Genomic DNA, 13377 nt, shown 5'->3' with positions numbered 1-13377 from the left:
AACGAACATGAGCGAGACACCTGAGAGCACGACGACACCCGCGGGTACCGAGACCGCCCCGTCTCGTCGGAGCCCTGCCCTTCTCGCACTCGCCGCGGTGGCGGTGCTCCTGGTCGGCGTCGGCCTCGGCCTGCTGATCCAGGCGAGCCTGGCCGACGACTCCTCCGGCGAGGACTCCCCCGCGGCGAACTCGGCCGCGGTCGGCTTCGCGCAGGACATGACGCGTCACCACGAGCAGGGCGTCGAGATGGCCGCGATCGAACTCGAGCACGGCACCGATCCCCAGGTCCGCAGCATGGCCTTCGACATCCTCACCGCGCAGAGCAACGAGATCGGCCAGATGCAGTCGTGGCTGACCCGGTGGGGCCAGCCCGTCACCAACCCCGGCGAGACGATGGGCTGGATGGGCCATGGATCGTCGACGGAGGCGACCGGTGACGATCACGGGGACATGGATCACGGCGACATGGACCACGGAGATCACGGGGCCACTCCGGCCGCCGACGTCGAGCAGCCGGCCATGCCGGGCATGGCGACGTCGGCCGAGATGGAGCGGTTCCGCGCGATGCGCGGACCGGAGGTCGACACGACCTTCCTGCAGCTGATGTTGCGCCACCACGAGGGCGGGCTCCACATGATGGAGTACGCCGCGAACCCCGACAACGTCTCGCAGCCCTACGTCCGCGACCTCGCCTCGGCGATGAAACGCACCCAGGACAAGGAGATCGGGATCATCACGGCGATGCTGGAGGAGCGCAACGCCCAGCCGCTGCCGATGAACTGACGCTGAAGCAGCAAACCCACCACTAATGCGTAAACCGACCACCGGTGAAGGTGGTGGGTTTACGCAAAAGTGGTGGGTTTGTGCGGTTGTGGTGCCCCCGGCAGGATTCGAACCTGCGGCCTTCTGCTCCGGAGGCAGACGCTCTATCCCCTGAGCTACGGGGGCTCATCGGGCGGAACCCAGACTAGCGCACGCTCACCGGCACAGCACAATCGGGCTGCTCACGACACGCCGAGAGGACTCTGCACCCGCAGCGTCGACCCGTGTTCGCCCCGGAGGACGTGCAGCTGGGCCGGAATCCGGGCCCGCAACTCGTCGACGTGGCTGACGACACCGACGACGCGACCACCGGAGCGGAGATCGTCGAGTACGCCCATGACGAGGTCGAGGGCTTCGGGGTCGAGGGTGCCGAAACCCTCGTCGATGAAGATCGTGTCGAGGACGCGACCGCCGGATTCGGCCGAGACGACGTCGGCCAGGCCCAGCGCGAGGGCCAGAGAGGCGAAGAAGGTCTCCCCACCCGACAGCGTCGTGGTGGCGCGCAGCACGCCGGTGTACTCATCACGGACCTCGATGCCCAGGCCGCCGCGGCGACCGCGTACGCCGGCGGCGTCGGAATGGACGAATTCGTAACGACCCGAGGACATCTCGCGAAGACGCCCGGATGCGGCGACGAGTACCTCGTCGAGCCGGGCGGCAAGTACGTACGACCGCAGCGACATGCGGCGCGAGTTCTGCCCGCGCCCGCTCACGAGCTCCGCGAGACCTTGCAGTTCGTCGTGCCGCGCCTTCAGCGGCGCCAGCGCGTCGAGGGCCGCCCAGAAACCGGAGACATACTCCTCGAGGTCGGTACGGCGTTGTGCCGCCACTGCATTGACACGGGCGGCATCGTCACGCCGGGCCCGTGCGGCCACCAGATCCGCCGTCAGACCCGCGACATCGATCTCGGGCGCCTCGAGCGCCGCGCACACGTCGGGGTCGGCGAGGGTCTCCTCGGCGCCGGCACGTATCGCCGCCGCCTCTTCGAGAAGCTTCTCCCACTGTCTCAGCTGCCCCTGCGACGCGGCGGACGACCGGACCTCGTCCGCGCCGGTGAATCCGGCGTCGACGCACGCTGCGTTGAGCCGCCCGGCGATCTCCGCCTGCCGTCGGCGGGTCCGGTCGAGTTCACGCAGGGCTTCGCGGAGAGTCCGTGTGCGACGGCAGAGATCGGCGAGTTCACGACGCCGCTCGGCGATCCCCATCCGTCCGCCCGTCGCCTCGTGGACCTCGGCGTCGAGAGCGCTCAGGTTCTCACGCAGGGCGGTGAGACGTTCGCCGCGTCCGGCCTGCGCGGTCTCGTGATCGGCCAGGGTCCGGCGCCGGTCGGCGATCTCGGCGTCGATGCGCTCGACCGCGTCCTGCAGCGACGGTGTGCGTGCGGCCGCCCGTTCGGCTGCCGCTAGATCGGCGACCAGGCGGTCGTGACCGGCCTGGATGGCGGCGCGGTCGGCGCCGGCGATGACGGCATCGAGATTTGCCCGACGCTCCTGCAGTGCGGCAACCGCGGTCTCGGCGATCGCCTTGATCGCGCTCGCACGTTCTTCGGCGGCCGCGGCCTCCTTCTCCTCGGCCTCGCCCACCGAGCTACCGGCGTCGCCGGTGGCCGGCGCGGGATGCTCGACCGAGCCACAGACCACGCACGGTTCCCCGTCGACGAGGGCTCCGGCGAGTTCGACGGCCATGCCGGTGAGGCGTCGTTCACGCAGATCGAGCTGGTGTTCCCGTATGGCAGAGTGCTTCTCCCGCGCGTCGAGAAGATCCCGTTCCGCGTCGGCGAGCTGCGCGAGCACGCCGTCGCGATCGGTGAAGGCCTGGAGGACGCGGCGGGCATGGTCGCGTTCGGCACGCAGCTTGGGGTGCCTGGACACGCAGTTCGTCCGCCGCCCGGAGTGCGGCGACCGCCTCCTCGCGGCGAGCGGGCGCCGCCTCGAGCCGCATCCGGGTGTCCGCGGCCTGCTGTTCGGCGGCAGCGGCCGTCTTCTCGAGTCCGTCGATGTCGGCGACGAGCCGGGGACGGTCGGCGACACGCCTCGCCAGCGGTTCCCAGCGGCCCGACTCCTCGGTCCACCGGTCGACGGCCGCGACGAGAGCGGCATCGTCGCAGTCGGATTCGCACAGGGTCGCACCCTCGGCGAGTTCGGTGAGCGCCTTGCGCGCGCGATCGGCGGCGTCGGCGGCCGCCATGAGTTCGGCGTCCACCCGCTCGTGATCATCGGCGAGCGGCACGATGGGCGCGGCACGCAGGGCGAGGCGGCGTGACCGCTCGGCCGCCGCGAGCGTCGCCTCGCCCTCGATGAGCCGGGCGAGCCGTTCGCGGGCCTGCAGCCCGCGGCGACGCAGATCGTCCACGCGCCTGCCGTGTTCGTACGCGGCTTCGGCCTGTTCGACGGCATCCTGCGCGGCGGTCGACTCCGCCAGCGCGGACTCGGCGGCCTGCCGGGCCGCGTCGAGACATCCCTGGGCCCAGTCGAAGTCGGGTTCGGCAGGCGCCTGGGTGCCGCTGATCGCGACGATCTGCCCGGCGATGCGGTCCAGGGTGCCGGTCTGCTGGGCCAGCTTGGACGCACTCTCGCGGGCGCGATCGCGGAGCCATTCCTCGAGGTCGCCGAAACGCTCGGTGTCGAAGAGTCGCTCCAGCAGTTCCTCCCGCTCGTCGGAGTGCGCGCGGAGGAAGCGGGCGAAGTCGCCCTGCGGCAACAGGACCACCTGGAAGAACTGCTCGGCGCTCATGCCGAGCAGGCGGACGACCGCCTCGCCGATCTCGGGGATACGGGTGAGGTCCGGCCCCGACCCGTCCACCCCAGACCAGCGACGCGCACGCGTTGATCTTCCGCTTGCCGTCGCCGCGCTTTTTCGGTCGCTCGTGTTCTGGAGATCGGGTGATGCGCAGCCGGCGGGAACCGACGGTGGCCTCGAGCTCGACCTCCGGAATCGTCTCTGGCGCAGCGTGATCCGAGTGGAGTCGGCGGTTGGTGTCCCGGGCGCCGGGGACCCGGCCGAACAGCGCGAACGCCACCGCGTCCAACACGGTGGTCTTGCCTGCCCCCGTCTGGCCGTGCAACAGGAACAGGCCGTCCGCCCCCAACTCGTCGAAATCGACGGTGACCTCGTCGGCGAACGGGCCGAACGCGCGAATCCGGATGTGGTGCAGTCTCATGTGATGTCAGCGCTCACGCGGTCTCGGCGACGAACGCGTCGAGGGCGAACAGCGCGAGCTCGCCGTCGGCACCGGCGTCGGCCTCCGGCTCGCCGACGACGGCGCGCAGTGCGCGTTCGACGAGCACCCGCTCCCCCTTGGTCGGGGTGTCGCGGACGTCCTCGATGAAGGAGTTGATGATCTCGGCGTCGCTCCGGCCGCGGACCCGCGAGCGGTAGTCGACCCCTGAACCGGTGTGCGGACGGTCCCACTGCACGTGCACCGCGTGCGGGAACCGCTCCCGCAGACGACGCATGGCGTCGAGCGGGCGAACCGCGTCGGTGAGGGTCACCTCGACGTAGTGGCCCTCGGCGCCGGCGAACTGCTGGGAGGTCAGCAGCTCCGCGAGAGTCCCTCGCAGAGAACTCAACTCGCGTACGACCGGCAGTTCGTGCTTGCGGATCTCACCGACCCCGTCGGCATCGAGATCGACGACCCACACCGCTTTGCGATGTGTGCGTTCACCGAAGGAGTACGGGAGCAACGAACCGCTGTAGCGGACGGTGTCGGTGACGCGCTGAGGTGAGTGCAGATGTCCGAGGGCGACGTAGTCGGCTCCGGAGAAGGTCTCGGCGGGCACGGTTTCCACTCCCCCGACGCTGATCGACCGCTCGGACCCGGACGCGGCGGCCCCGCTCACGAAGGCATGGGCGACGACGACCGATCGGGCCTCACGGGTCGCGAGATCGGCGCGGATGCGCGACATCGCGGCGTCGAGGACCGCGGTGTGGCCGCACACCTCCTCGACGCCGAGATGGCGTCGGGCGGTGTCGGGTTCGAGGTAGGGGATGCCGTACACCGCGACCTCGCCGTCCTCATCGGACAGGACGATCGGTTCGGCGATCGCCTCGATCGAGGTCCGCAGGTGCAGTCCACCTGCGGCGGCGAACGCCGAGCCCGCACCGAGGCGAGTGGGTGAGTCGTGGTTGCCCGACGTGACGATGATCTGGGCGCCGGCGGCCGCGATCTCGGCCAGGCCGTCGTCGTAGATACGTACCGCGTCCGCCGAGGGCACCGAGCGGTCGTAGACGTCGCCGGCGACGATCACGGCGTCGGCGGATTCGGCGGCGACCAGCTCGGCGAGGTGGCTCAGCGCCCGGCGCTGGTCGGCGAGCAGGTCGACACCGTGGAACGTCCGGCCCAGATGCCAGTCGGAGGTGTGCACGATCCGCATGGTGACAAACCATACGGTCGGGTCCCGACAGATCGTGGGACGCGCGCTCAGGCCCCGGTCATCGGGGCATTGTGAGTCGCGCTACCCGCCGCGGCATCCACGGGCCCGCCGGGTGCGGCCGCGGCCGTCGGCATCTGGTGGGCCGGTCGCACGAAGAAGAACGTCGCCACGACGCCGACCAGCAACGCGGCCGCGGGCAGGAACAGGGACTGCCCCATCGCGGCGGCAAAGCCATCGCGGAGGAACACCGGCAACTGGTTCGCGCCGCTGGCGTCCTGTGCGGCGCCGGCATCGATCCCGGGCAGCTCGGCCGCGAGACGGGACTGCAGGAGCGCCCCGATCATCGCCGAGCCCAGCACCGAACCGATCACGCGCAGGGTGTTGTACACACCGGCACCCGCACCGGCCTGATGCCACGGGAGATTGCGGGTCGCGGTGGCCGCCAACGGAGCCCAGATACCGGCCGAGGCGACGCCCATCAGGCACAGGGGCAGGATGATCATCCAGACCGGGGTGTCCGGCCGCGCCACCACACCCAGCCAGCCGACGGCGATCGCGTTGAGCAACAGCGCGGTGGACACGATGACCCGCGGGTGCACACGGTCGACCACGCGACCGACGATCGGCGCGAGGATGCCCGTCAGGACCGCCATCGGCACCAGCACGACCGCCGACTGGGTCGGCGTCATCCCGCCGACGAGCTGCAGGAAGAACGTCAGCGGGATCATCATGGCCGACACCGCGAATCCCATCGAGGAGATGCCCACGGTGGCCAGCGCGAAGTTCCGATCCCGGAACAGCGAGAGCGGGAGCAGCGGCTCGGTGCGGATGCGCGACTGCCACCAGACGAAGACGCCGAGGAAGAGCAGCCCGCCGACGATCAAAGCCCAGACCCACGCGGCCCAGTCGAAGGTCTCGCCCTCCTGGATGCCGAACACGAGCGCAGTGAGGCCGACGGCGGACAGGCCCACGCCGAGCCAGTCGAACTGGTGGTCGTTGGTCTCGACCTGCGGGACCAGGACCGCGGCCAACACGAGTCCGGCGATGCCGACGGGCACGTTGATGAAGAAGATCCACTCCCAGCCGAACGCGTCGGTGAGGACGCCACCGAGCAGCGGGCCCACCAGGGTCGCGACGCCGGCGACCGTGCCCCAGACCCCCATGGCCGCGCCGCGCCTCTCCGGCGGGAAGATGCGGGTGATCAGCGACATCGTCTGCGGGGTGATGAGCGCGGCGCCGACGCCCTGCAGGGCACGCGCGGCGATGAGCTCACCGATCGAATCCGACAATCCGCACCACACGCTGGCGATCGTGAAGACGATCAGGCCGATCTGGTACATCGACTTGGGTCCGTATTTGTCGCCGAGGCGCCCGGTGATGAGCAGCGGCACCGCGTACGTCAGCAGGTAGGCGCTGGTGACCCACACGACGCCGTTGACGTCGGTGTTGAGATCGGCCTGGATACGCGGCTGCGCGACCGCCACGATCGTCATGTCGACCAGGATCATGAAGAAGCCCACGCACAGCGCCATCAGCGCGGCCCAGGGCCTCGTCGTCACCTCGGAGCCGGTGACCCCGGTGTCGGGGGTGGAACGGGTCATCTCTACTCGACCTTCTGTGCGAGGTGTTCGGCGCCTGCGCCGGGATTCGGTGCCGGGGAGGACTCCGGCTGGGTCAGAACGCGATACGGCGAATGCGGATCGTCGAGCCATTCGATGCGGTGTGTGCGGAGCCGGTCGACGAGGTCGTCGAGCCAGGCGATCTGGGCCGTGAGTGTGGCGATCCGGCATCCCCCGTCGAGGAAGAACATCTCCGGTTTCCCGCGGGACCGGAACTCCTCGACGGCGGCCTCGACGTCGGCGAGGTCCGCCCGCATGGTCGCGACCCGCCGTTCGAGGAGTTCGATGACACGACCCCTGGGCAGACCGTGCGCCTCGGACAGGGCGAGGTAGAGCTCGGGGTATTCCTCAGGTCGCGTCTCGAGGATGCGTTCGAGGTTCTCGGTCAGAGCCTCCCGGCCCGGGCCGGTGATCGCGTACACGGTCCGTTCGGGCCGATTGCCCTCGCGACGGACCTCGTGGACCTCGATCAATCCGTTCTCCGACAGCCGGTCCACCGCGTGGTACAGGGTGCCGGCGCGGAACTTCGCCAACCGGTCCTCGCGACGCGCGACGGTCGTCTGAACCATCTCGTACGGGTGCATCGGACGCTCGAGGAGAAGGCCGAGCACCAGGATCGCCACCGGTCCGAGCGGTGCGGAACACGCCATGCGCGACCCCCTTGGTCCGGGCGGCCTGCGGGACCGCTGATCGGCGTCGAATATTCCAGTCGGAATATACGCACGTGTGCGGTTGCTGCCAAGTGTCGCCGGCCATCATTACTGTGGACGGCATGACTCACGCGCCGGAGGAATCCACCCCAGAGCGACCCCACCGGGACGACCGATTCCGGGGAGCAGGGCAGCTATGTGATGTCCGGCCAGGAGTTCGTGCGGGACACCAAGTACATCGAGACCCGCATCACCGCCGACGGCCGGGACGGCTACCCCGTCGAGGCCGGGCGGTATCGTCTCGTCGCCGCACGCGCCTGCCCGTGGGCCAACCGGACGCTCATCGTCCGCCGGCTCCTCGGGCTCGAGGACGCCATCTCACTCGGACTGTGCGGACCCACCCACGACAAGAACTCGTGGACCTTCGACCTCGACCCAGGCGGCCTCGACCCCGTCCTGCAGATCCCGCGCCTCAAGGACGCCTACGAGAAGCGGATCCCGGGTTACCCCAAGGGGATCACCGTGCCGGCGATCGTCGACGTCCCCACCGGCGAGGTCGTCACCAACGACTTCCCCCAGATCACCATCGACTTCTCCCTGGAGTGGACCGCGTTCCACCGCGACGGCGCGCCCGAGCTCTACCCCGAACGCCTGCGCGACGAGATCGACGAGGTGAGCCACGGGATCTACACCGAGGTCAACAACGGCGTCTACCGGTGCGGGTTCGCCGGCAGCCAGGAGGCCTACGAGGCCGCCTACGACCGCCTGTTCACCAAGCTCGACGAGCTGTCCGAGCGGCTGTCGACGCAGCGATACCTGGTCGGCGACACCATCACGGAGGCCGACGTCCGACTGTTCACGACCCTGGCCCGCTTCGACCCCGTCTACCACGGGCATTTCAAGTGCAATCGCAGCAAGCTGAGCGAGATGCCGGTGCTGTGGGCCTACGCCCGCGACCTGTTCCAGACCCCCGGCTTCGGCGACACCACCGATTTCACCCAGATCAAGCAGCACTACTACATCGTGCACACCGATGTGAACCCCACGCAGATCGTGCCCAAGGGCCCCGACCTGCGGGGTTGGCTGACTCCGCATCACCGCGAGGAACTCGGCGGGCGTCCCTTCGGCGACGGCACGCCGCCCGGCCCCCCACGGCCCGACGAGGTCGTCCCCGAGGAGAATTGGGTACCGAAGTCATGACGGACACCACTCGCAACCCCCCCGGCAAGGCCGTCGAGGTCACCGGCGGCATCCTCGACCGTGCTCAGCGCCTGCAGGGCCCCGCGGTCAAGAAATACGTCGACTCCCTGCGCCGCAAATACCCCGACGACTCCCCCGCCCAGATCATCGAGCGACTCGAGAAGCGCTACCTGAACGCGGTCACCGGTTCGGGAAGCGCCGTCGGCGCGGCAGCGGCCGTCCCCGGGGTCGGGACGATGACGGCCTTCGGCGCGATGACCGGCGACACCGCCTTCTTCCTCGAGGCCTCCGCGCTGCTCGCCCTGTCGATCGCCGAGGTCCACGGCATCGGCGTCCACGAGACCGATCGACGCAAGTCACTCGTCCTGGCCGTCGCGCTCGGTGAAGAAGGCGTGCTCGCCCTCGGCCGGGTCGTCGGTACGCGCGGCGGCCCCCTGCGCCGGCTCGGCGGTGCCGCCCTGCCGTCGGGCGCGATCACCAAACTCAACAAGACCCTGGTCAACAAGCTCGTGCGCAAGTACGCGATCCGGCGCGCGCCGTTGATCTTCGGCAAGCTGATGCCGGCCGGCATCGGTGCGGTGATCGGCGGTGCGGGTAGCCGCGCACTGGGTCGCAAGGTGGTCCACAACGCGCGTGAGGCATTCGGCCCCGCACCTTCCTTCTGGGTTCTCGACGCCGAGGTGGTGGACGAGACGAGCCCGCTGCCGCCCGGCTCCAGGTGATCCCGGAACCCACCGCGCCTCCCGCCACCGGGGGCACCCCCACCACCTCACCGGGCTGGATCCGGAAGCTGCTCGGCGAGGCGTGGCGTTACCGCCGCATCGTCATCGTGACCCTGACCGTCACCATGATCGCGGTGGGCGTCGACGTCGTGATGCCCCTGCTTGCCAAGGGCGCGATCGACCGGGCCACCGGCGTGATCGACGACGACCTCGCCCTGTCCACCATCATCACGGGCCTGGTCGTCCTCGCGTTCGTGCGTTACGCCTGTCACTTCGGACGGCGCGTGTTCGCGGGCCGCCTCGCGGTCAACGTGCAGAACAACCTGCGCCGGCGCCTGCTCGACACCCTGCTGCACCTCGACGGCCGCAGTCAGCACCAGATCCGGACGGGGCAGATCGTCTCCCGCTCCATCTCCGACATCCAGGTGGTCCAGGGCTTGCTGGCGATGGCACCGCTCTCGTTGGGTGCCGCGGTGCAGATGGTCGTCGCGCTCGGAGTCATGGCCTACCTCTCCCCACTGCTCACCGCCGTCGCACTGGTGATCGCGCCGCTGATCGCCCTGGAGGTCTTCCGTACCCGCCGAAAGCTTTTCGCGGCGACGTGGTCCGCGCAGCAGGCCGCGGCCGATGTGGCCCAGCACGTGGAGGAGACCGTCACCGGCGTCCGCGTCGTCAAGGGCTTCGGCCAGGAGGACCGCGCCGTCGACGGACTGGTGACGCGCTGCCGCACCTTGTTCGCCCGGCGCCTGCGCGCGGCCCGGATCAACGCCCGTTTCGCCCCCACCCTGAGCGCCATCCCCCAGCTCGGCATGGTCGGCGTGATCGTCGTGGGCGGTTATCTGACGTTGACGGACACGATCACCGCCGGGACGTTCCTCGCGTTCACCACCTACGTCACCGCGATGACCGGCATCGCCCGCCTGCTCACCAATCTCATCGTCAACGCCCATCTCGCTCGTGCCGCGGTGGAACGCGTCTACGACGTCATCGATCACCCGCGCGATCCCGGCGAGACCGCCACCGGCACGCTGCCCGACGGCCCGCTCGGCGTCGAACTGGAGAATGTCTCCTTCGCCCACCACACCCACGACGCCGACGATCCGCCCGCCGTGCTGACCGGGATCGACCTGCGGATCGAACCCGGCGAGTGCGTGGCGATCGTCGGACCACCCGGCTCGGGAAAGTCGACCATCGCCGATCTGGTCAGCCGCTTCGAGCGACCCGACGCCGGCACGATCTCCCTCGTCGGCGCCGACGGCCCGCACCCGGTGGACTCGCTGTCGCCGACCGCGCTACACGAAGCCGTCGCCGCCGTCTTCGACGAGCCGTTCCTCTTCTCCGACACCATCACCGCGAACATCGCCATGGGACCGGGCGCCACCGCCGACCCCGCCTCCCTCGCCGACCGGGTGCGGGCGGCCGCGGCGGCGGCCGAGGCCACCGAGTTCATCGAGGCGCTCCCCGACGGCTACGACACCGTCGTCGGCGAACGCGGTCTGACCCTCTCGGGCGGACAGCGCCAGCGGATCGCACTGGCCCGCGCACTCTTCGCCGACCCGCGCGTCCTGGTGCTCGACGACGCGACATCGGCGGTCGACGCGACCACCGAGGCCCGGATCCTCGGCCGGCTGCGCGATCAGAAACGAACCATGCTGGTCCTCGCCCACCGGCGGTCGACACTCGTCCTCGCCGACCGGGTCGCCGTGCTCGACGACGGCCGGATCACCGCGATCGGCACCACCGCCGAGCTCGAGGCGTCCTCGGCGCGGTTCCGCGCGCTGATGACCAACGCCGTCGGCGACCCACACGACGCCGGGGCCACCCCCGCAGGCGCGAGCATCTCCGACGACACCATCGAAGACCTCTGGCCCACAACGCTTCTCCTGAAGGATCAGGCATACACCCGGACCGGCACGCCGGTCGGCGCCGGCACGCGGACCGGGCAACGGGGCGGGGGCGTCGCCAGTGCGCTGGGGTCGATGCCGGCCACCCCCGAACTCCAGGCGAGGGTCGACGCGCTCCCGCCGGCCGTCGAGGACCCCGACGTGGACGTCACCGACGCCCGCCGCGAGAACCCGCGCTTCACTCTCCGCGGACTTCTGAGACCGGTCCGCTGGCTACTCGCATTCGCACTTCTGGCCATCGCCGTCGACACCCTCGTCGGCCTGGCGTTCCCCAGCATCGCCCGCGCTGTCATCGATGCGGCCGGCGACCACGATCAGCGCACCCTGTGGTGGGCGGCGATCGGCGGTGTGGCACTCGTCGGCGTCGGGTGGGTCGCCGCGTCCCTGCTGACGATGACCTCCACCCGAGCGGGTGAACGCGTGCTGTTCGGACTGCGCATCCGCAGCTACGCCCACATCCAGCGCCTCGGTCTGGACTACTACGAGCGCGAACTGTCGGGTCGCATCATGACGCGGATGACCACCGACATCGACGCACTGTCGACCTTCCTGCAGACCGGTCTGACGTCGGCGATCGTCGCGCTCCTGACCCTGGTCGGCGTCACGGTCGCGTTGCTGGTCACCGGGCCGTTGCTCGCGCTGCTGGTGCTTCCGGTCTTCCCGCTGCTCGTCGTCGCCACGGTCGTCTTCCGGCGCGTCGCGAGCGCCGCCTACACGCGATCCCGCGAACTGATCAGCACGGTGAACGCCGACTTCCAGGAGAACATCGCCGGGATCAAGACCACCCAGACCTACCTGCGCACCGACGACGCCCAGAAGCGTTTCGGAGAGCGTTCGGCGGCGTGGGTCGCGGCCCGGATGGTCTCGCAGCGGGCGATCGCCTCGTATTTCCCGCTCATCATGCTGATGTCGGACGTCGCCACCGCGATCGCACTCGGCGTCGGAGCCGGCCAGGTGGCGGACGGCTCGCTCACCGCGGGCACCCTGGTGGCCTTCGTCCTGTATCTCACGATGCTGTTCGGCCCCGTCCAGCAGCTCTCGCAGGTCTTCGACGGCTACCAGCAGGCGGCAGTCGGCCTGCGGCGCATCGGCGACCTGCTGCGGACCCCGAGCTCGCTGCGGGTCAACCCGGACGCCACGGCCCCGCCGGCCACCGGCTTCGACGGCGAGGTCGATTTCGACGGGGTTGGCTTCCGCTATCAGGGCGCGGAGTCTGACGCCCTGAACGACGTCGACCTGCACATCCCCGCCGGGTCCTCGCTCGCCCTCGTCGGCCGGACCGGCGCGGGCAAGTCGACGATCGTGAAACTCCTGGCCCGCTTCTACGACCCGACGACCGGACGCGTCCTCGTGGACGGGACCGACATCGGCGACCTCGTGCTGTCCGGATACCGCAGCCGTCTCGGGCTGGTCCCGCAGGAACCGCACCTCTTCACCGGGACCGTCGCGGACAACATCGCTTACGGTCGGCCGGATGCCGATCGCGCCGCGATCGTCGACGCCGCCGCCGCGGTGGGCGCCCTACCGATGATCGCGGCCCTGCCGGGCCGCATGAACCATCCCATCGGCGAGCGCGGCCAGGGCCTCAGCTCCGGTCAGCGGCAGCTGATCGCCCTGGCCCGCGCCGAACTCGTCGACCCCGACCTCCTGCTGCTCGACGAGGCGACCGCCACGCTCGACCAGGCCACCGAGGCGCAGGTCCTGGCCGCCGGACGGGCGATGACGCGGCGCCGGACCTCCGTCATCGTCGCGCACCGGCTGGCCACCGCGGCCCGCGCCGACATGATCGCCGTGGTCGACGGCGGGCGAATCGTCGAACTCGGAACACACGACGAACTCCTGGCGTTGCACAGTTTGTATCGCGGCTTCTGGGAGGCCGGTGTAGATCCTGACGAGGCCGCGGTGACGGAGCCCGGTGAAACGGTGCCCGCCGCGCGCACGCACGCGGTGGACGCCGACCCGCATGCGGGCTCGAGACAGGACGCTCGACGTGGCGCGTCCGCAACCGACAACCAGACCATCCGCGCCGGATCACCCGAGATGACGATCTGACTCTGTGGTAGCAGGTCGGTGGGTGTGACGCACC

Annotated in this window: 7 protein-coding genes, 1 tRNA gene and 1 pseudogene; 4 read left to right on the top strand and 5 right to left on the bottom strand. The window is 70.1% G+C overall.

The genetic code is table 11. From position 1 onward, the window contains the following. The first annotated feature begins 7 nt into the window (after positions 1-7). Positions 8-784: a DUF305 domain-containing protein gene (locus tag RVF83_RS14840; protein ID WP_005196303.1), complete on the top strand. Its 777-nt coding sequence runs from the start codon at positions 8-10 to the stop codon at positions 782-784. Between the two features lie 89 nt (positions 785-873). Here RVF83_RS14840 and RVF83_RS14835 read toward each other — a convergent pair. The 5 genes and pseudogenes from RVF83_RS14835 to RVF83_RS14815 form a co-directional block, all read right to left on the bottom strand. After that, a tRNA-Arg gene (locus RVF83_RS14835) sits at positions 874-949 on the bottom strand. 56 nt (positions 950-1005) lie between these two features. Further along, positions 1006-3983 (bottom strand): annotated as a pseudogene (locus tag RVF83_RS14830) (AAA family ATPase). Positions 3984-3996: 13 nt separating this feature from the next. Then, a complete protein-coding gene (locus RVF83_RS14825) occupies positions 3997-5196 on the bottom strand; it encodes an exonuclease SbcCD subunit D (RefSeq protein ID WP_005196301.1) in 1200 nt (399 codons plus the stop codon). A 47-nt stretch (positions 5197-5243) separates the two neighbouring features. Beyond that, positions 5244-6797 carry a DHA2 family efflux MFS transporter permease subunit gene (locus RVF83_RS14820; protein WP_005196300.1) on the bottom strand — a complete coding sequence of 518 codons (1554 nt, stop codon included), beginning with the start codon at positions 6795-6797 and terminating at the stop codon, positions 5244-5246. A 2-nt stretch (positions 6798-6799) separates the two neighbouring features. Continuing rightward, a complete protein-coding gene (locus RVF83_RS14815) occupies positions 6800-7465 on the bottom strand; it encodes a PadR family transcriptional regulator (protein ID WP_005196299.1) in 666 nt (221 codons plus the stop codon). 201 nt (positions 7466-7666) lie between these two features. Between RVF83_RS14815 and RVF83_RS14810 the strand changes: the two genes are divergently transcribed. Genes RVF83_RS14810 through RVF83_RS14800 form a run of 3 tightly spaced genes read left to right on the top strand, consistent with a single transcriptional unit; the run spans position 7667 to position 13343 of the window. Continuing rightward, entirely contained in the window at positions 7667-8665 is a 999-nt protein-coding gene (locus RVF83_RS14810) for a glutathione S-transferase family protein (RefSeq protein WP_341261945.1), read from the top strand. Beyond that, positions 8662-9387, top strand: a complete 726-nt coding sequence (locus RVF83_RS14805; RefSeq protein ID WP_005196297.1) for a hypothetical protein — start codon at positions 8662-8664, stop codon at positions 9385-9387. Before RVF83_RS14810 ends, RVF83_RS14805 begins: the two co-directional genes overlap by 4 nt. Beyond that, positions 9384-13343 (top strand): ABC transporter ATP-binding protein, encoded by a 3960-nt coding sequence (locus RVF83_RS14800; RefSeq protein ID WP_005196296.1) that lies wholly within the window; start codon positions 9384-9386, stop codon positions 13341-13343. Before RVF83_RS14805 ends, RVF83_RS14800 begins: the two co-directional genes overlap by 4 nt. Positions 13344-13377 lie beyond the last annotated feature (34 nt).

This window comes from Gordonia rubripertincta (assembly GCF_038024875.1).
Taxonomy (GTDB): domain Bacteria; phylum Actinomycetota; class Actinomycetes; order Mycobacteriales; family Mycobacteriaceae; genus Gordonia; species Gordonia rubripertincta.
Note: the sequence above shows the minus strand (reverse complement) of the source record. Positions and strands in the feature narration are given on the sequence as shown.

What these genes read in the sequence shown, in the direction of transcription:
- RVF83_RS14840 (WP_005196303.1), top strand. Translation starts at nt 8, where the DNA reads ATGAGCGAGACACCTGAGAGCACGACGACACCCGCGGGTACCGAGACC.
- RVF83_RS14825 (WP_005196301.1), bottom strand. Translation starts at nt 5,196, where the DNA reads ATGCGGATCGTGCACACCTCCGACTGGCATCTGGGCCGGACGTTCCAC.
- RVF83_RS14820 (WP_005196300.1), bottom strand. Translation starts at nt 6,797, where the DNA reads ATGACCCGTTCCACCCCCGACACCGGGGTCACCGGCTCCGAGGTGACG.
- RVF83_RS14815 (WP_005196299.1), bottom strand. Translation starts at nt 7,465, where the DNA reads ATGGCGTGTTCCGCACCGCTCGGACCGGTGGCGATCCTGGTGCTCGGC.
- RVF83_RS14810 (WP_341261945.1), top strand. Translation starts at nt 7,667, where the DNA reads ATGTCCGGCCAGGAGTTCGTGCGGGACACCAAGTACATCGAGACCCGC.
- RVF83_RS14805 (WP_005196297.1), top strand. Translation starts at nt 8,662, where the DNA reads ATGACGGACACCACTCGCAACCCCCCCGGCAAGGCCGTCGAGGTCACC.